The sequence below is a fragment of the Gordonia sp. UBA7860 genome (genome assembly GCF_002500165.1).
Lineage (GTDB): Bacteria > Actinomycetota > Actinomycetes > Mycobacteriales > Mycobacteriaceae > Gordonia > Gordonia sputi.
On record NZ_DLSO01000043.1, the window covers coordinates 1 to 17,985 of the forward strand.

20 protein-coding genes are annotated in these 17,985 nt (G+C 66.2%); 1 reads left to right on the plus strand and 19 read right to left on the minus strand.

Annotation, left to right across the window (positions count from 1 at the left end):
- The 8 genes from B3T59_RS05955 to ruvC all read right to left on the minus strand — a co-directional run.
- Positions 1-434: adenine phosphoribosyltransferase (locus B3T59_RS05955; RefSeq protein ID WP_287001727.1), on the minus strand; the 434-nt coding region annotated here is incomplete at its 3' end.
- Positions 427-2,106 (minus strand): ABC transporter substrate-binding protein, encoded by a 1,680-nt coding sequence (locus B3T59_RS05960; RefSeq protein ID WP_287001728.1) that lies wholly within the window; start codon positions 2,104-2,106, stop codon positions 427-429. The genes B3T59_RS05955 and B3T59_RS05960, both read right to left, overlap by 8 nt.
- 7 nt (positions 2,107-2,113) lie before the next feature.
- Entirely contained in the window at positions 2,114-3,316 is a 1,203-nt protein-coding gene (gene secF, locus B3T59_RS05965; RefSeq protein WP_287001729.1) for a protein translocase subunit SecF, read from the minus strand.
- Complete coding sequence (secD, locus tag B3T59_RS05970) at positions 3,313-5,034, minus strand: protein translocase subunit SecD (protein WP_287001730.1); 1,722 nt, start codon at positions 5,032-5,034, stop codon at positions 3,313-3,315. Before secD ends, secF begins: the two co-directional genes overlap by 4 nt.
- Positions 5,035-5,191: 157 nt before the next feature.
- On the minus strand, positions 5,192-5,647 hold the full coding sequence (yajC, locus tag B3T59_RS05975; RefSeq protein ID WP_064866324.1) for a preprotein translocase subunit YajC: 456 nt from the start codon (positions 5,645-5,647) through the stop codon (positions 5,192-5,194).
- Positions 5,648-5,756: 109 nt separating this feature from the next.
- A complete protein-coding gene (gene ruvB, locus B3T59_RS05980) occupies positions 5,757-6,839 on the minus strand; it encodes a Holliday junction branch migration DNA helicase RuvB (RefSeq protein ID WP_287001731.1) in 1,083 nt (360 codons plus the stop codon).
- Positions 6,839-7,432, minus strand: a complete 594-nt coding sequence (gene ruvA / locus B3T59_RS05985; protein WP_287001732.1) for a Holliday junction branch migration protein RuvA — start codon at positions 7,430-7,432, stop codon at positions 6,839-6,841. The genes ruvB and ruvA overlap by 1 nt, the downstream gene beginning before the upstream one ends.
- Positions 7,429-8,046, minus strand: a complete 618-nt coding sequence (ruvC, locus tag B3T59_RS05990; protein WP_287001733.1) for a crossover junction endodeoxyribonuclease RuvC — start codon at positions 8,044-8,046, stop codon at positions 7,429-7,431. Before ruvC ends, ruvA begins: the two co-directional genes overlap by 4 nt.
- 93 nt (positions 8,047-8,139) lie before the next feature.
- Here ruvC and B3T59_RS05995 point away from each other — a divergent pair, with 93 nt between their 5' ends.
- Positions 8,140-8,751: a hypothetical protein gene (locus B3T59_RS05995; protein WP_064864614.1), complete on the plus strand. Its 612-nt coding sequence runs from the start codon at positions 8,140-8,142 to the stop codon at positions 8,749-8,751.
- A gap of 3 nt (positions 8,752-8,754) precedes the next feature.
- On the opposite strand, the gene B3T59_RS06000 is transcribed toward B3T59_RS05995, so the two are convergent.
- The 11 genes from B3T59_RS06000 to pgsA form a co-directional block, all read right to left on the minus strand.
- Positions 8,755-9,507: a YebC/PmpR family DNA-binding transcriptional regulator gene (locus tag B3T59_RS06000; protein ID WP_005206023.1), complete on the minus strand. Its 753-nt coding sequence runs from the start codon at positions 9,505-9,507 to the stop codon at positions 8,755-8,757.
- A gap of 58 nt (positions 9,508-9,565) precedes the next feature.
- The gene (gene pdxT, locus B3T59_RS06005) at positions 9,566-10,189 is read right to left on the minus strand and encodes a pyridoxal 5'-phosphate synthase glutaminase subunit PdxT (protein ID WP_287001734.1); all 624 of its coding nucleotides are present in this window, start codon (positions 10,187-10,189) and stop codon (positions 9,566-9,568) included.
- Positions 10,186-11,040: an acyl-CoA thioesterase gene (locus B3T59_RS06010; RefSeq protein ID WP_039855647.1), complete on the minus strand. Its 855-nt coding sequence runs from the start codon at positions 11,038-11,040 to the stop codon at positions 10,186-10,188. The genes pdxT and B3T59_RS06010 overlap by 4 nt, the downstream gene beginning before the upstream one ends.
- A 47-nt stretch (positions 11,041-11,087) precedes the next feature.
- On the minus strand, positions 11,088-11,606 hold the full coding sequence (locus B3T59_RS06015; protein ID WP_287001735.1) for a helix-turn-helix transcriptional regulator: 519 nt from the start codon (positions 11,604-11,606) through the stop codon (positions 11,088-11,090).
- 192 nt (positions 11,607-11,798) lie between these two features.
- Positions 11,799-12,536: a hypothetical protein gene (locus tag B3T59_RS06020; protein WP_251721225.1), complete on the minus strand. Its 738-nt coding sequence runs from the start codon at positions 12,534-12,536 to the stop codon at positions 11,799-11,801.
- Between the two features lie 22 nt (positions 12,537-12,558).
- A complete protein-coding gene (locus B3T59_RS06025) occupies positions 12,559-13,422 on the minus strand; it encodes a PP2C family protein-serine/threonine phosphatase (RefSeq protein WP_287001736.1) in 864 nt (287 codons plus the stop codon).
- An 84-nt stretch (positions 13,423-13,506) separates the two neighbouring features.
- Complete coding sequence (gene pdxS / locus B3T59_RS06030) at positions 13,507-14,469, minus strand: pyridoxal 5'-phosphate synthase lyase subunit PdxS (protein ID WP_287001737.1); 963 nt, start codon at positions 14,467-14,469, stop codon at positions 13,507-13,509.
- Between the two features lie 108 nt (positions 14,470-14,577).
- A complete protein-coding gene (locus B3T59_RS06035; protein ID WP_287001766.1) occupies positions 14,578-15,096 on the minus strand; it encodes an NUDIX hydrolase in 519 nt (172 codons plus the stop codon).
- A 90-nt stretch (positions 15,097-15,186) separates the two neighbouring features.
- Positions 15,187-16,311 (minus strand): glycosyltransferase family 4 protein, encoded by a 1,125-nt coding sequence (locus B3T59_RS06040; protein ID WP_287001738.1) that lies wholly within the window; start codon positions 16,309-16,311, stop codon positions 15,187-15,189.
- Positions 16,308-17,225 carry a phosphatidylinositol mannoside acyltransferase gene (locus B3T59_RS06045; RefSeq protein WP_287001739.1) on the minus strand — a complete coding sequence of 306 codons (918 nt, stop codon included), beginning with the start codon at positions 17,223-17,225 and terminating at the stop codon, positions 16,308-16,310. The genes B3T59_RS06040 and B3T59_RS06045 overlap by 4 nt, the downstream gene beginning before the upstream one ends.
- Positions 17,222-17,950 (minus strand): phosphatidylinositol phosphate synthase, encoded by a 729-nt coding sequence (gene pgsA, locus B3T59_RS06050; protein ID WP_287001740.1) that lies wholly within the window; start codon positions 17,948-17,950, stop codon positions 17,222-17,224. Before pgsA ends, B3T59_RS06045 begins: the two co-directional genes overlap by 4 nt.
- Positions 17,951-17,985 lie beyond the last annotated feature (35 nt).

Sequence of the window (17,985 nt, forward strand, 5' to 3'; positions counted from 1 at the left end):
ACGTCGTCGACGATCAGCACGCGCCGGCCGGTGATGTCGATGCCGCTCGCCGGGATCTCCAGCCGAGCTGTGCCGTACTCGAGGTCGTAGTCGACGCCGTAGACCGGCGGGGGCAGTTTTCCGCCCTTACGGACCGCCAGGATGCCGACCTCCAGCTCTTGTGCGACGGCACCGCCGACCAGGAAGCCACGGGCGTCGATTCCCGCAACGAGGTCGACGCCGGAACACCCGTGCGTCAGCGCCGTCACGATCGACGAGAATCCCTCCGTGTCGGCGAGGACCGGGGTCAGATCACGAAAGAGGATGCCCGGCTTCGGAAAGTCGGGAACCGTGCGTTGATGCTCGGCGATCGCCGCCCGTGCCCGGAGGACCGCCTCGCGCGTGATCTCGTCGGAACCGCCGGTCGCGCGCCCACTGCTCACGCGCTCACTCACCGCTCACCCACCGATCCATGTTCCATCCCGTTCCATTGCGGCCGAGTCCGGCAACCACGTTGTCGACTCGATCATTCCATCGTCGAACCCGCGGAGCAGCGAACAACGGAATCGACGGGACATCCGACCACGCCGCGCCCTCGATCGCCCGGACGAGACTCAAGTGTTCGCTACCGAGCGCGCCGACGCTGCGCGCGGCGATAGCGTCGGAGACTGCTTGGTCGTCAAAGTCGTTGATGTCCAACGGATCTCCGTCGAACAGCTGATACGCGTCTCGGCTCGGATCGGCGGCGCCTGCCGCGGCGAACGACGTTCCGTTCACTACCAACACCGCGTCGGCGGTCTTTCCGAGGTCGCTGATACCGAACTGTGGCGACGACACGTCGGTGACCGAGATGCCGGCCGCGCGACAGGAGTCGGCGATCGCTGCGACCATCTGCCGTTGTCGGTCACCTGGCGCGAGGTAGCCGATGCGGACCCGGATGCCCGACTCCTCACCCGCTCCAGCAAGGAGTTCTCGCGACTTGGCGATGTTCGCACGCAGGTATCCCTGACCGAACTCGCCGTTGATCGCTGCCGCGAGGCGGTCCGCGGGCGCAAGCGTCCGGAGATTCCACAACTGCGCACCCTGGCCGAACGTGCGCGTCAGCGCATCCCGGGGTACACAACTGGCGAACGCCCGTCGAACGGCGACGTCGGCGAAGACCCCACGACGCGAGAGCACCACTTCTTCGACGCCCAGCGCCCGGCCGGGCGCGTCGGGGGCTTGCACCTGCCCCGCGGAGTTCTGGTCGCTGCGTTTGGCATCGCCGTCTGTCAGTCCTGCAGTCACGTCGGCGACGCTGTACGAGTTGCCAGTGATGAGGCGTGCCGAGTCGGACCTGCCATGCACGAGGATCCTCGACACCTTCGGTGCGTCTCCCCACCACTTCGGGTTGGGGACGAGCAGCACGCCTGCGTCGGTCACCTCGGAGATCTCGTAGGGACCCGACGACGGTACGTTGTCGGCACCGCCGCCCGCTCGCAGCTCGAACGCCGATGTCCAGGCCTTCGCGATCTTGCGGATCGCGGCCCGGTCGGACGACCTGATCGACGTCAGTACGTCGGCGACGCCCGCGACGCGGCCGACCACCTGCGCGGGCATGAGGGAGCCCGCCCCGAACAGCGAGAGCCAGTCACGGTAGTCACGACCGCGCTTGAAGGTCACTGTCGCCGACTTGGAGCCCGCTGTGCAGTCGACGGCGTCGATGTCTCGGTACCCCGCGGTGGTCGCGGCCCCGAACTCCGGAAACCGTCCGCTCATCGCCGTCCACGCGAGGACCAGATCGTCGCAGTCGAGCGGCGTGCCGTCGGAGAACGCGGCGTCGGGCGTGAACTGGTAGGTCAGCGTCTGTACCGGACCCGCCTGCACGCTCACCGTGCCGATGTCACGGTCGGGCGTCACCTGACCCGACGCCCCGAGATAACTGAACCCGGGGAACACTCGGCCGGTCAGCATCAACGCGCCGTCGGCGTTGCCTGCGGCGGTGTTCGCGTTGGCCGTGCTCAGGCGCGCGTCGGTGAGGTAGTCGAGCGTCGGTGGTGGGTCGTCGCCGCACGCGGCGACCACCCCGACCATGACGAGGCCCGCCAACACCATCGCGAGCACTTTCGTGCTGCGCACTGACGTCACGGCGCGCCTATCGGGAACGCCGACGCTTGCCGGTGGGAGCCTGCGGCTCCTCCCCCGCATCCTTTGCAGCGCGAGCACTCCGTGCGCTCGACGCCGCACTCGAGCGACCACGAACCGGCCGGTCTGCCGCGCTGACGTCTTCACCGGCCTCGATCGCGCTGCGACGCGCCAGCACACGCGCGGTGTGCTTCTTGATGTCGGAACGACGTTCCTTGAGCGTGACGAGCAGCGGGGCCGCGAGGAAGATCGACGAGTAGGTACCGACGACAACGCCGACCAACTGGATCAGTGCGAGGTCCTTGAGCGTGCCGACACCGAGCAACCACACGGCGATCACCATCAGCGCGATGATCGGCAGCACGGAGATGACCGTCGTGTTGATCGACCGCATCAGGGTCTGGTTGATCGCGAGGTTGGCCTGCTCGGCGTACGTCCGACGCGTCGTCTGCAAGACCGACCGGGTGTTCTCACCGACCTTGTCGAACACGACGACGGTGTCGTAGATCGAGAAGCCCAGGATGGTGAGCAGACCGATCACCGTTGCCGGAGTGACCTCGAAACCGACGAGCGAATAGATTCCCGCTGTCACGACGATGTCGAACAACAGCGAGGCGAGTGCCGCCACCGACATCTCCCTGTCGAAGCGGATGGCGATGTAGACGAAGACGATCACGAGGAACACCGCAAGGGCGATGAGCATCTTCTCGGTGATCTCTTTGCCCCAGGTCGAACTCACCTCGGAGATGCTCACGTCGCGGTTGGTGAGTTCTGGCCCGAAGCGGTCGGTCAGCGCCTGGGTGAGTGTCGACGCCTGCTGCACCGTCAGCGTCTCGGTACGCACCTGCACGGTCTGCGCAGCACCGGAACCCGCGGTCTGGACCGCTTCCGGCGCGCTGCCCAGCGCCTTGGTCGTGACGTCTTCGACGGATTGACTCGTCACACCCTGTGTGACGGGGATGGAGATCTGTGTTCCGCCTTCGAACTCGATACCGAAGGAGAACCCTCGGATGGCGATGGAAGCGATGCAGATGACGACGATCGCCAGGCTCACCAGGTACCACATGCGCCTGCGTCCGACGATCTCGAATGCACCGGTGCCGGTGTAGAGCCGAGACAGGAACGACCTGTTGGTGTCGGCGACGAAGTCGGCGTCGCTTCCGGCAGACGGAGTCGGCGCCGAGCCGTCGCGTGTGTCGTTGGTGGTTGTCATTTCGACGTTCCTTCTGCGACGGTCTGCTCGTTGTCGGTGCGCTCTGCGGCCGCCCGGTCTGTCCTGCTGGTGCGCTGGCGACGCTGTCGCGCCACCTCACTCACCGCGCCGAGGCCGTTGATCTTCGGCCGCGAGAGGAAGTCGCTTCTACTGGCCAGCACAACAAGCGGATGGGTGACGAGGAAGACCACGACGACGTCGAGGATGGTTGTGAGACCCAACGTGAACGCGAACCCACGGACCTCACCGATCGCGAGGATGTAGATCACGGCTGCGGCGATGAAGCTGACAGCGTTGCCCGACCAGATGGTCCGGCGGGCGCTGGCCCAGCCACGCGGCACCGCCGACCGGAAACTTCGTCCCTCGCGCATCTCGTCCTTGATGCGTTCGAAGTAGACGACGAACGAGTCGGCCGTCATACCGATACCGATGATCAGACCCGCGATACCCGCGAGGTCGAGCGTGAATCCGATCCATCGGCCGAGCAACACGATGATGCCGTAGACCGCGGCACCGGCGAGGATCAGCGAGAGGATCGTCAGGAAGCCGAGTGCACGGTAGTAGGCGAGGGCGTAGATGAAGACCGCGATCAGACCGATCAGGCCGGCGATCAGACCCGCACGCAACGACTGCAGACCCAGCGTTGCCGAGACCGTCTCGGCATCGGACGTCTTGAACGAGAGCGGCAGCGAGCCGTACTTCAGCACATTGGCGAGGTCGCTGGCCTCTGTCTCGTTGAACGATCCGGTGATCTGTGTCTTGCCGCCGGAGATCTGCGAATTGATCGTTGCGGCCGACACGACACGGCTGTCGAGGACGAACGCGGTGGTGTTGCCGATGTTCTTGGCGGTGAACTCGCTCCAGGTCTGCGCCGCGTTCGGCTTGAAGTCGAGGTAGACCGTCCACGCACCGGTCTGTTGATCGGATCCCGAGCTCGCAGAACTGATGTCGCGACCGTCGATGATCTGGGGCGCGAGCAGGTAGACCTGCTTGCCGTCCTCCGAACACGCCACGAGGTACTGATTGGAGATGTCGTTACCGAGAAGTGGATCGTTCGCGCCGGTCGAGCAGTCCATCTTGGACATGTAGGCCTTGAGCCCGTCGGTGTTGGCGCCCGCGGGAACCTGTCGCAGCTTGCGCTGCTCCTCGATTGCCTTGGCCGCCTGGTCGGCGGGCTGCTCGTCGGTCGGCTTCGCCGCGTCGTCCTTCTTCGGCTGCGGCGTGGCGGCCTGCACCTCGACGACGGGACGTACGAACAGGCGGGCGGTCTGGCCGAGCGTTTTGGCCTGGGCGCCGTCTTGACCGGGGACCGTGATGATCAGGTTGCTGCCGTTGACGACGACCTCGGACCCGGAGACGCCGAGGCCATTGACGCGCTGCTCGATGATCTGCTTGGCCTGATCGAGTTGTTCACGCGTCGGCGGATTGCCCGACTCCGTACGCGCCGTCAACGTAACTCGGGTGCCACCCTGCAGGTCGATGCCGAGCTTCGGCTCCGGTGATCCGCCACCGGTAAAGAAGATGAGCGCGTAGATCGCCGCAAGCAGCACGAAGAACAGTGTCAGCGGGCGCCATGGCGGGATCTCGCGCGCTGGCGACCGCCGCTTCTTCGCTGGCTTTGTGGTCGACGACCCTCGTGTCTTGGTCGACGATCCTCGTGTGTTCGTCGACGCCCGTTTGTTGGTCGACGTCTCTGTCGCCCGGCGAGGGGTGGTCACGTTGTACTCGATCTCCTTCAGCGCGCGTCAGATGGCCGCAGGCCACTGTACTGATAGGCCACACGGCCGCACGCCACTCTACTGATCAGCGCTGACGCGTTCACACGACCCCACCGGGCAGTGTGACGCGCCAGCAGTGCTGCACAGACCAGACGCGTTACTTGTCCGAATCGGAGCTGTTTCCGCCCTGATCCTTACGCAGGTTGATCTCTGTGTCGTCGGCGTCGCGGTCGTCGTCGCCACCCGAGATGGAGTCGTAGCTCACGGTGCCGTCGATGGTCGAGAACTCGTCACCATCTGCGGTCAGGGGTGCGCTCGGCGGGACGTAACCGGCGTAGGTCGCCGCGGCATCCTCGGTGGGTACGACCTTCATGATTGCCAGGCGATTCCAGCGCGTGACCACTCCGGTCGCGATCTCGACGTCGATGTAGTCCGCCGACGAGGCGTCGATGATGGTGCCGAACAGGCCCGAGGTGAGCTGGATGCGCGTGCCGGTCTGAATCGAATTCTGCATGTCCTGCTGCTCGGCAGCGCGCTTCTTTTGCTTGCGCATGGAGAAGAACATGAAGCCGGCGAGGAGCACGAGCAGAAGCGGAAAGAGCAGAGATTCCATGAGAGAGCGATCAGTCCTTCGTTGAATGTTGAGGTTGCACGCCGTAGCTGTGCACTCCCTCTAGTGTGCCATGCCGCGAATTCGGACATTTGGCTCACTACCTGGGTGCTCAGAGGTCGTCGAACAGCGATTCACCGTCGACGTCGCGCGGACGAACACCGAATGTCGCGTTCAGCGCACCCGCAGGCGGTGTCAATCCGAGGTGATGCCACGCCGCGGCCGTCGCCACTCGACCGCGTGGAGTCCGCGCGATCATCCCCGCACGCACGAGAAAGGGTTCGCAGACCTCTTCGACGGTTGCGGGCTCTTCGCCGACGGCAACGGCCAGAGTCGACACACCCACCGGTCCACCGCCGAAAGCCCTGATCAGCGCATTGAGCACGGCACGGTCGAGCCGGTCGAAGCCGAGTTCGTCGACGTCGTAGACGGACAGCGCAGCCCGTGCGGTGTCGACAGTGACGGTTCCGTCACCGCGCACCTCCGCATAGTCGCGTACACGCCGCAGCAGCCGATTCGCGATACGCGGTGTCCCGCGTGACCGACTCGCGATCTCCGACGCCGCGTCGCCGCCGAGATCGATGCCGAGAATGCCCGCAGAACGGCGGAGGACTCGCACCAACTCGTCGGTCTCGTAGAACTCCATGTGGGCGGTGAACCCGAACCTGTCGCGCAGCGGGCCGGTCAGCGACCCCGACCGCGTGGTCGCGCCGACGAGCGTGAACGGTGCGACGTCGAGTGGAATCGACGTCGCGCCCGGCCCCTTGCCCACCACGACGTCGACTCGGAAGTCCTCCATAGCGAGATACAGCATCTCCTCGGCGGGGCGGGCGATTCGGTGAATCTCGTCGATGAAGAGCACATCTCCCTCGACCAGATTCGACAGCATCGCCGCGAGATCGCCTGCCCTCTCGAGCGCCGGACCAGACGTGACCCTGATCGCGGCACCCATCTCGGCCGCGATGATCATCGCCAACGACGTCTTACCCAGCCCGGGAGGTCCCGACAACAGGATGTGGTCGGGTGTTCCTCCCCGACCACGCGCTCCGTGCAGAACGAGTTCGAGCTGTTCACACACCCGCGGTTGCCCGATGAAGTCGGCCAGTGAACGCGGACGCAGGCCCGCGTCGAGGTCGCCGTCGGACCGCACGGGCGTCGCGTTGACCTCGCGCTCGATCGGCTCGTCGGAACTCATCACGACTTACCCAGCACCGCAAGGGATTTCCGCAAAGCGGCGGACGCATCGGCATCGGGTGTCTCCGCGAGAATCGCGACGACGGCCTTCTCCGCGGGCGCCGCGGTGAAGCCGAGTCCGACGAGCGCCTCGATGACCTGATCCCGCACTCCACCCCCCGTGACGCTCACGCCTGCCGGTCCGTCTGCCGGCGGACGATCGACCTTGTCACGAAGCTCGACGACGAGCCGCTCGGCGACTCGCTTGCCGATCCCGGGGACGGAGGTGAGCGCTTTGACGTCGGAGTCGGCCAGCGCCCTGCGCAGCGCCTCGGGTTCGAGGACGGCCAGCGTGGCCATCGCGAGCCGCGGCCCCACACCGGTCACGGTCTGCAGCAGCGCGAACAACGCTCTGGCGTCGGGCTCGGTGAACCCGTACAGGGTCATCGAGTCCTCGCGCACGATCATCGAGGTGAGCAGCGTCGACTCCTCACCCCGATGCATCCGCGACAACGTCGACGGCGTGGCGAGAACGCGGTATCCGACACCGGCGCAATCAATCACCACATGGTCGAGCGCGACGTCGACAACCGGCCCACGAACAGATGCGATCATGATCCGCTCCTCCCCTGTGCTGCGCTGGCGGCGCGCTCGCGCGCGGTGTCGGCGGCGCGCTCGCGCGCGGCGGCGATCTTCTCACGATGTCGGACGGCCGCGGCCTCGGCCTGCCGCTGCGCAGCCAGCATCCGCTCGGCCATCGGGCCTCGCCAACAGTGGCAGATCGCGAGAGCCAACGCGTCGGCGGCGTCGGCGGGGCGCGGCTTGGTCTGCATGCCGAGAATGCGGGTGACCATTGCGGTGACCTGCGCTTTGTCGGCACGTCCGCTGCCGGTCACCGCGGCTTTGACCTCAGATGGGGTGTGGAAGCGTACGGGTATCTCGCGCTGACCTGCGGCGAGCGCGATGACGCCACCTGCCTGCGCGGTGCCCATCGCCGTGGAGACCTGGTTCTGGGCGAACACCCGCTCGATCGCGACGACGTCGGGGTGGTGCGTGTCGAGCCAATGAGAGGCCGCGGTGTACACCGCGAGCAGTCGTCGTTCGAGGTCCATGTCGGTCGGTGTGCGGACAACGTCGACGTCGAGCGCAGTCACCTGGCGACCAGCACCCGACTCGACGAGGGCGATACCGCATCGCGTCAGCCCCGGGTCGACGCCCATCACTCGCACACGTACTCCTCGGATTGCAGCGAACAGTTGTTCGAGATATTACCGAGGGGGCCCGACAATGCGGGTGATCGACACGGCGTAAGAGTGGACTCGATGACGCGATTCGAACCGTTTACTCCGCAGGGCCTGGCGCAGCTGTGCATCGACCGCTGCGCCGACCTTCCCGGCATCGCCGTCGTCGGAGTCGACGGCGCGCCCGCCGCCACGCCAGAGATACTCGCCTCCGAGATCGTCGACGGTCTGCGAGCGCGCGGCCGAGCGGCGGCCGTTGTCCACACGTCGGACTATCTGCGCCCGGCATCGCTGCGGCTGGAGTACGGCAGATCCGATCCCGAGTCATACCGGGAGAACTGGTTCGACTTCGCCGCGATCGGCCGGGAGGTGATCGACGCCGTCCAGACGCATCGACGATGGCTGCCACGGTTATGGGACCCGGTGCGCGACAGATCATTTCGCGACGAACACCAGTACGCCACCGACTCCCAGATCATCGTCGTCGCAGGCCCGATGCTGCGCACACACGGACTCGACCTCGACCTAGTGATCCACCTGGCCATGTCGGAGGGCGCTCTGCGACGCCGGACGCCCGACGCCGAGCAGTGGACCATCCGACCCCTGCTCGACGACGATGCGCACGCTCCGACCGCCGACCTCGAGGTGCGCTACGACCACCCGGACCGACCGGCGCTCGCCCGAACGAACTGAAACTCAGGCGTCGAGTTCCGCGAGGACCTCGTCGCTGACGTCGACGTTGCTGTACACGTCCTGGACGTCGTCACAGTCTTCGAGCGCGTCGATCAGCTTGAAGACCTTTCGGGCGCCCTCGGCGTCGACCGGCACCTCGACGGAGGCACGAAAGTCGGCCTCGGCGGAGTCGTAGTCGATACCGGCGTCGACCAGTGCGGTGCGCACAGCGACGAGGTCGGTCGGCTCGCTGACCACCTCGAACGAGTCGCCGAGATCGTTGACTTCCTCAGCGCCGGCATCGAGGACCGCCATCAGGATGTCGTCCTCGGACTGTCCGTTCTTCTCCAGCGTCACCACACCTCGGCGGGTGAAGAGGTAGGCCACCGAACCCGGGTCGGCCATGTTGCCGCCGTTACGCGTCATCGCGGTGCGGACCTCGCCGGCAGCGCGATTGCGGTTGTCGGTCAGGCACTCGATGAGGATCGCGACGCCGTTCGGTCCGTAACCCTCATACGTGATGGTCTGCCAGTCGGCGCCACCGGCTTCTTCGCCACCGCCGCGCTTGCGTGCGCGCTCGATGTTGTCGTTGGGTACCGAGCTCTTCTTCGCCTTCTGGATCGCGTCGTACAGCGTCGGATTACCGGCGGGGTCACTACCCCCGGTACGTGCCGCGACCTCGATGTTCTTGATCAACTTGGCGAACATCTTGCCGCGCTTGGCGTCGATGACCGCCTTCTTGTGCTTGGTGGTCGCCCATTTGGAATGGCCGCTCATACGCTGTTCCGATCCTTTCGCGTGCCCGCGGCGTCGTTGCCACGCACGGTGTCGTTCGTCATTCGATCTTAGCGGCGACCATCCCGACGAAGTATTCGTGCACTCGTCGATCGCCTGTCACCTCCGGATGAAACGACGTCGCGAGGACGTCACCCTGACGTACCGCGACGATCCGACCCTCCGCGGGACCCTCGGTCACTCGGGCCAGAACCTCCACGCGCTCGCCTGCCCGCTCGACCCAGGGCGCGCGGATGAAGACCGCACGCATCGGGTGACCGTCGGTGATGCCGTTGACCTCCAGATCGGTCTCGAACGATTCCACCTGCCGTCCGAACGCGTTGCGTCGCACCGTGATGTCGAGCGCGTCGAGATGCCGGGCATCGGGCCGTGTGTCGAGGATCTCCGAGGCGAGCATGATCATTCCCGCACACGAACCGTAGGCAGGCATGCCGTCGCGGAGGCGCGCGCGCAGCGGTTCGTAGAGGTCGAACACGCCCAGGAGTCTGCTCATCGTCGTCGACTCCCCGCCCGGGATGATCAATCCGTCGACGGCGTCGAGTTCTTCGCGACGACGCACACTGATCGGCGTCGCTCCCGCAGCGGCGACGGCGGCGAGATGTTCGCGCACATCACCCTGCAGTGCGAGGACTCCGACACGTGGCGATCCGGTGTCCGCGGTCACCTGTCGTGCCGTGCGTGCTGGTCGGCGGGCATCTGGCGGCCGGTGCGGCTCAGACCCTCTTGTGTGACCGCAGCGACGAGCCGACCGTCGCGATCGAAGATGCGGCCCTGGGTCAGCGCGCGGCCACCCCCGGCCGACGGCGAGCTCTGGTCGTAGAGCAGCCATTCGTCGGCACGGAACGGTCGCATGAACCACATGGCGTGGTCGAGCGAGGCCGCCTGCGGTTCGATACCGGGGTGCGGCACCTTCGACGATCCGAGCAACGTCATGTCACTCATGTAGGCCAGCGTGCACACGTGGATGGTCTGATCGTCGGGCAGTCGGTGTCGGTACCGGAACCAGACTCGTTGCTGCGCAGCGAAATACGGATTCGTCACCATGTCCTCGCGCGGCACCACACGAAGGTCGAAGTTCTGCCATTCCTTGAGCACCGACGAATCGTCGTCGGACAGGGTTTCGGCCCTGTCGGGCAACGACTCGGGGTCGGGCGCAGGCGGCATACGGTCCTGGTGCTCGATTCCCTCGTCGCCGTGCACATGGAACGACGCCGACATCGTGAAGATCGCCTCGCCGTTCTGGATTCCGGTGACTCTGCGGGTGCAGAACGACCGTCCGTCGCGGATGCGGTCGACGAGGAAGACTGCCGGAATATCGGGATTGCCGGGCCGGAGGAAGTATCCGTGCAGTGAATGCACCGTGTAGCTGTCGTCAACCGTGCGGGTGGCCGAGACGAGCGCCTGACCCGCGACCTGGCCGCCGAACGTGCGCTGCAGAAAGCTCTCGAACGCACCGCCGCGGTAGATGTCCTTCTCGATCCGCTCGACCTGGAGGATCTCTTCGATGTCTGCCACCTGGACAGTATCCCGCATGATGACACCGCGGCAGACACACAGCCCGGTCAGAGCTCGTCGAGCTCGACGATCCCGTCCTGGACCGCGCGCGCGACGAGGCCCGCCTTGGTCGGGGCAGGACGGCCGATCTCGGCGTACTTGGCCCGAATACGTGTGAGGTGTGTGTTCACAGTGCCGAGCGAAATGTACAGCGCCGCAGCGGTTGCGGGCTTCGTGTCGACCATCAGCCACGTCCGCAGCACCTCGATCTCCCGCGGCGTCAGCTGCGGCTTCGGCAGTGCTTGTCGGCTGCGCGGGTGCTCGGCGGTCGTCGCCGCCTCCCCCACGTTCGCATCGAGCTGCGGCAACAGGTGCATGTGTCGTTCGCCCCGGCCACCGGCCACAGTCGCGCCCTGCCGAGGTCCTTCGCCGACAGCGACGGCCGCTGGAGGCCCGGGCAACGGCATCCGACGCGCGGCGAGGCGGGCCAACGCCTCCTGACGACGTGCCACCGACTCGGCACGACGTCGTGCAGCGTAGGCGTCGAGTTGCACAGCGGGAATGCGGGGTGCGGTAGGTGCGGTCATGTCAGCATCTCCTCGGTCATCGCTTGTGCCGTATCGGTCTACGCCGTCTCGGCTCGGTCATTCGCGGTACTTCGCACCGCGTGCAGATGACGTTATGAGTGCTCAGGTCGCCCGTCGATGGGGAGAACTCCCCTGGGCATGGGGAGAACTCCCCATGGTGCATCGTCGCAGTTCAGAGCTAATGAATTGAACTCAATCGGCGGCGTTGCGCGCGGCCTCTTCGTCGATGAGGGGTAAATCGCCGCGCGTGACGATGCGCGAGGCCACCGCGTACTCGACGAGCTTCGCCCGGCGATTGCTCGCGAGCTTTCCGCCGCCTGCTCGCATTCCGCTGACTCCGAGCTGGTCGAGCTTGTCGCACACGTTGTCGAGCTTGCGGTTGAATTTCGTCAGCGACCAGCCCAGTCTCCCCGCGGCCTGCGCCGACGAGGGGATCGCACTGGCCCCCGTGCCGTCACGACGCAGGATCTCCTCCGCCAAGACGACGATCAGCAGCTTCTGACTCTCGGTCAGCATCGGGACGCCCTGCGTGATCATCCCGCCGACCACCTCGGGCGCGGTCACCGCGTCGACGTGCGGGCTCACCGTGTGGACGTCCACCTCGTAGGTGGTCGGCCCTGCCGTGAACACGATCGTGGTGTGGCCGAAGACCAGCGGCATCCGGGCGCCCGGTCCGAGCACCGCCGAGAATCCGACGTCGCCCGCAGACACGCTGGCCGAGAGATGCGCGCCCTGATTACTCAACCACCACAAGCCATTGACGTTGTGCAGCAACAAGAATCGACGGTGCAGATAGGGATTGTCGTCGACGGACAGATCCGCCTCACGCCCGATCCAGAACCGACGACCCGCGAGAATCCCGAACCGCTCGCCGCAATAGTCGACGAACGCACGCTCGGACTGCGTCTGCGGAACCTGCCCGGACGTCATCGGCGAGCGCACCTCGACGCTGTCATGTGGGCGTGTCCTCCGACGTCTCGACGCTCTCCCCGTCGAGCTCGCCCGACTCCCCGTCGACCTCGCCCGACTCCTCGTCGCTGCGCACCGACACCACCACGACGGTCACGTTGTCGTGCGCGCCGACGAACAGCGCGGCGTCGACAAGGCTTGCCGCGGCATCCTCTGCGGAATCGGAACCCGCGAGAATCTCGGCGATCTCGGCGTCGGGCAGCTCGCCGGTCAATCCGTCGGAGCAGATGAGCAGGACATCGCCGGGTAGTGCCGGGGTGGAAAAGTAGTCGGCGTCCGGCTCGGACATACCCGCACCGAGCGCCCTGGTGATGACGTTGCGGCGCGGATCGATTCGGGCCTGCTCGGCGGTGATCACACCGGCGTCGACGAACTCCTGAACCTGCGAATGGTCACGAGTGAGCAACTGCAGCGTGCCGTTCTGGAACCGGTACGTCCGCGAATCGCCGATGTTGAGGATCAGCCAGTGGAGGACGTCTTCGTCGGTGACGAGCACCGCGCCGGTCACAGTGGTCCCCGCTCGTCGATCGGAGAAACCATCGATACCACCGATGCGCTGCTGCGCGTCGACGAGCAGTCGGTCGAGTACGTCTCGGGTATCGGCGAGTTCGGCACCAGGCTCGACCTCGGCCAGCGTCAGGAGCGCCGCCTCACTGGCCAGCTCGCCACTCTCGTGACCGCCCATGCCATCTGCGAGCAGATAGCGTCCGGGCAACACGAGAGCGGCGTCTTCGTTGGCGTCGCGGACACGTCCGACGTCGCTGTACACCGACCAGTCGAGTCGCAGATCTCCGACGATGTCGCTACCGGTCAGCGACGAATCACGGACGATGCTCACCGAGTCCATGGTCAGCAGATCCTACCGGCGGGTTCGCCACCCGCGGGTGACGTACCCACCGTCGGCGCGAACGTGTCCATGTCGTCGATGCGCCTACCAGCCGCGCTCGGCAAGACGATGCGGTGCCGGGATGTCGTCGACGTTGATGCCGACCATCGCCTCACCGAGTCCGCGCGAGACCTTCGCGAGCACATCCGGGTCGTCGTAGAACGTCGTCGCCTGCACGATCGCCGCCGCCCGCTGCGCGGGGTTACCCGACTTGAAGATGCCGGAACCGACGAACACGCCCTCGGCGCCGAGCTGCATCATCATCGCGGCGTCGGCAGGAGTGGCGATGCCGCCGGCGGTGAACAGGGTCACCGGCAGTTTGCCCGCGTTGGCGACCTCGACGACGAGATCGTACGGAGCCTGCAATTCCTTTGCCGCGACGTACAATTCGTCCTTCGGCAGCGAGGTGAGGCGTCGGATCTCATCGCGGATCTTGCGCATGTGGGTCGTCGCGTTCGAGACGTCGCCGGTGCCGGCCTCACCCTTGGAGCGGATCATCGCAGCACCTTCGGTGATGCGTCGAAGCGCCTCGCCGAGGTTGGTGGCACCACACACGAACGGCACGGTGAACGCGAACTTGTCGATGTGATTGGCGTAGTCGGCGGGCGTCAGCACCTCCGACTCGTCGATGTAGTCGACGCCGAGACTCTGCAGGATCTGCGCCTCGACGAAGTGTCCGATACGTGCCTTGGCCATCACCGGGATGCTGACCGTGTTGATGATCCCGTCGATCATGTCGGGGTCGCTCATGCGCGACACGCCACCCTGCGCACGGATGTCGGCGGGTACCCGCTCGAGCGCCATCACCGCGACAGCGCCCGCGCCCTCGGCGATCTTCGCCTGCTCGGGTGTGACGACGTCCATGATCACGCCGCCCTTGAGCATCTCGGCCATTCCGCGCTTGACGCGGGCGGTGCCGTGTCCTGCCTGCGAGTCCGCAGCGGCGTGTCCGTTGACCGACGAGGTTGCGTCGGTCGCGGGCTGCTCCACTGATTCTAATCGACTCACTGATGTTCTCCTGATTTCGCGTTCACGGCCCATCGGCGATCCACTGGGCTCCTGGCCTTACAGGATAGGCGACCCCGAATTGTGTCCCGGCCGCAGGTTCGCCGCCGCTCAGGACGATTCGTCCGGTGCCACCCGCTCGGAGATCTCGAAGTACGCAGGCGGTGCAGCGGTGCCTCCGAGCTTGAGCCAGCGGACCGGCCTCCTGGTTGCCAGCGCCCGCGTGTCGCGAACGGCGTCGTTGTAGAAGCGTCGTGCCATCATCACGCGAGTCTCGGCATCGGCGAGTTCGATCGACAGCGAGGCAGGACGAGCGCCGTTATCGGTACGGGCAAGTGCTGCGGAGACGTCGTTCTCAGCGTCCTCGCGTTGATCGGACGCCGCGCTCTCGGCGCGGTCGGCGACCGCGGTGAGTGTGGCCGCGGCCGCTCTGTCACGGTCGTCGGTCGATGTCTCCATCCACGCCGCGATTGCCCGCGCGACGACGCTTCGCCGCTCGAGCGCCGATTCCAGAGACCGACGTGCCAGATCGACGCGGACGTTCAGCCGGTCGAGGCGGTTGGCGGTCTTGTAGGCCCACGCCGCCGCCACGACAACCAGCACCACCACGAGGAACACGATCGTCGCCACGGTGCCCGAGACCGTGATCCCGGAAAACCGCACGGCGTCGGCAAGGTTCGATGCCACGTGTGGCCCTGCACCATTCATGTCCGAGCCCACTCAGTCCGACACCACGACGGGTCCGGCGTCGACGGTGACCGTCTCGTACACGCGCAGGATCTGGTCGGCCACACGCGACCAGTCGTACTTGGCGGCTCTCGCCCGACCGGCCTCGACGAGGTCGGCGCGGGCGTCGTCGTCGGAGAGGAGTGCTGTCACGGCGTCGGCGAGCTCATCGGCAGAACCGACGGCAACGAGCTTTCCCGCACGGCCGTCGTCGAGAACGCGTCGGAAGGCGTCGAGTTTGCTCGCGACCACCGCTGCGCCCGCCGCCATGGCCTCCACCAGAACGATGCCAAAACTCTCGCCACCGAGATTGGGTGCCACGTACACGTCGGCCGACGCCAACGCCCGGGCCTTGGTCTCGTCGTCGGCCTGGCCGAGCAGTACGAGGTGGTCGGCGAGATCTCCTGCTCGACGCCTCAACGCACGCTCGTTGCCTCCGCCGACCACCAGGATTCGGACGTCGGGAAAACTCTCGACGATCGTCGGCAATGCACGCATCAGGATGTCGATGCCCTTGCGTGGCTCGTCGAAGCGACCGAGGAACAGCACTGATCGGCCAGGGTGCGGGTAGCCGGGCAGTGGCGGTGAGTCGGCGAAACCCGCACAGTTGATTCCGTTCGGGATCTCGACCGCGTCGGAACCCAGCGACTCCATCTGCCAGCGACGCGCGAGCTCCGACACGGCGATCTTCCCGGCGATCCGCTCGTGGTACGGGCGCAAGATGCCCTGAAATGTCTTCAACCACAACGACTTCGACGTCGAGGTGTGAAACGTCGTGACTATCGGCCCCAACGCGACCATCAACGCCAGCATCGACAGACTCGGCGAATTGGGTTCGTGGACGTGCAAGACGTCGAACTCGTTGTCGGCGATCCAGCGGCGAAGCGTGAGGTAGCCGTGTGGGCTGAAGCAGACGCGAGACACCGACCCGTTGTAGGGCAGGGCCACCGCGGGACCCGCCGACACCACGTAGTCCGGCAGCACCGTCTCGTCGGCGGCCGGCGCGAGGACGCTCACGGTGTGGCCACGATCGATGAACACCTCGGCGAGCTCGACCACATGTGCCTGCACGCCGCCCGGAACGTCGAACGAGTACGGACAGACCATTCCGATCCTCATCCGGTGCTCTCGATTCGCGCACGACGTTCCGCCGACCAGTCGGACTCCCAGAGCGGCTGCAACATGTGCCAATCCGCGGGATGTGCCGCGATGTTCGTGGCGAAGGCGTCGGCCACCGCCTGGGTGGCCTGCTCGACGCCGCCCGACACGTCGACCGACTCTCCGACCAGGATTTGCGACCTCCCGTCCGGAAGGAAGAAGTGGTGTACGGGCATGAGCGCTGCGCCCGTCTCGATCGCGAGGCGCGCAGGGCCGGCGGGCATGCGGGTCGGCTCACCGAAGAACTGCACCGGAACGCCGTGGCGGGTCAGGTCGCGTTCTGCGAGCAGACATACCACCGACCCTTCGCGAAGTCTGTCGGCGAGACGCGCGAACGGAGGCTGTTCCCCACCGGTGAGCGGAAAGATCTCGAACCCGAGACTCTCGCGATACGCGACGAATTGATCGAACAGCGACTCCGGTTCGAGTCGTTCGGCCACTGTCGAGAATCGATGACCGCGATTGATCAGCCACACCCCGGCCATGTCCCAGTTGCCACTGTGCGGCAACGCGAAGATGAGCCCCTTGCCCTTCGCGATCTCGGCCTCGAATCGGGCGACATCGTCGTCGGCGATGTGCACCGACGCCGCGGCGTTCGCCAGTCCCATGGCGGGCAGTCGAAAGGCTTCGTACCAGTACCTGGCATACGAGCGCATCGCGTCGGCGACGAGTTCGTCCGGCACGTCCTGCGGCCGTGTGGCTCCGATCACGCGGGCAAGATTGCGTCGCAACTGCTGCGGGCCGCCGTTGCGGCGACCGACCATCGCGCCCGCGCCCTCGAAAACGGTTCTGCCCCAACTGTCCGGAAGCAGACGCACACCGGCCCATCCGGCCCGGTAGCCCAGGTCGGAGACGTACCCGCCGAGGCGGCTCACCGGCTTCCGGTGCCTGCGTCGGGCCCGGCCTGGGTCTCGTTGTCGGCATCGGTGCCGGTGACAGCGTCGGTCCCGGTGTCGGTATCGGCGTCAGTGGTGCTCGGTGCAAGCGGGATCAGGTCTCGGGCACCCGGTGAGCGGGAAATCGACCACATGCGCTGTCCGACGGTGATCACGCTCCCGATCGCGAGAAGCCACATGGCGACGTGAATCGCCCACCATAGTCCGAGACCGGTGAAGCCCGCTCCCACCAGAACGATGATCAGCCGGTCCGGGCGCTCGATGAGACCGCCGTCGCCATACAGACCCGACGCCTCGGCGCGTGCCTTGGCATAGGAGATGACCTGGGAGGTCACCAGGCAGATCATCGTGGCCACGAACAACCACTGGTGCGGCACCGTCCACGCGCACCACCACGCGAGACCCGCGAAGATCGCGCCGTCGGCGATGCGGTCGCAGGTGGCGTCGAGCACCGCACCGAATCGGGTTCCGCCACCGCGTGCTCGCGCCATCGCGCCGTCGAGCATGTCGAACATCACGAACAGCCAGATGACCATCGTGCCCCAGAAGAGGTGGCCCATCGGGAACAGCGTCACCGCCGCCGCGACAGTCGCCACGGTGCCGATCACGGTCATGGCGTCAGGAGTCAGCCCGGTGCGCAGCAACGCACGTCCGAGCGGCAACGTCACCTTCGACACCGACGCCCGGCCTCGAATGCTCAGCACCGCACCGCTCCTTCCCGACCGTTCAGTTCTGTACC

Excerpts from the sequence above, each read along its gene's own strand:
- secF (WP_287001729.1), bottom strand. The coding sequence starts at position 3,316 with ATGACAACCACCAACGACACACGCGACGGCTCGGCGCCGACTCCGTCT.
- yajC (WP_064866324.1), bottom strand. The coding sequence starts at position 5,647 with ATGGAATCTCTGCTCTTTCCGCTTCTGCTCGTGCTCCTCGCCGGCTTC.
- ruvB (WP_287001731.1), bottom strand. The coding sequence starts at position 6,839 with ATGAGTTCCGACGAGCCGATCGAGCGCGAGGTCAACGCGACGCCCGTG.
- ruvA (WP_287001732.1), bottom strand. The coding sequence starts at position 7,432 with ATGATCGCATCTGTTCGTGGGCCGGTTGTCGACGTCGCGCTCGACCAT.
- B3T59_RS05995 (WP_064864614.1), top strand. The coding sequence starts at position 8,140 with ATGACGCGATTCGAACCGTTTACTCCGCAGGGCCTGGCGCAGCTGTGC.
- B3T59_RS06000 (WP_005206023.1), bottom strand. The coding sequence starts at position 9,507 with ATGAGCGGCCATTCCAAATGGGCGACCACCAAGCACAAGAAGGCGGTC.
- B3T59_RS06015 (WP_287001735.1), bottom strand. The coding sequence starts at position 11,606 with ATGACCGCACCTACCGCACCCCGCATTCCCGCTGTGCAACTCGACGCC.
- B3T59_RS06020 (WP_251721225.1), bottom strand. The coding sequence starts at position 12,536 with ATGACGTCCGGGCAGGTTCCGCAGACGCAGTCCGAGCGTGCGTTCGTC.
- B3T59_RS06025 (WP_287001736.1), bottom strand. The coding sequence starts at position 13,422 with ATGGACTCGGTGAGCATCGTCCGTGATTCGTCGCTGACCGGTAGCGAC.
- B3T59_RS06040 (WP_287001738.1), bottom strand. The coding sequence starts at position 16,311 with ATGAGGATCGGAATGGTCTGTCCGTACTCGTTCGACGTTCCGGGCGGC.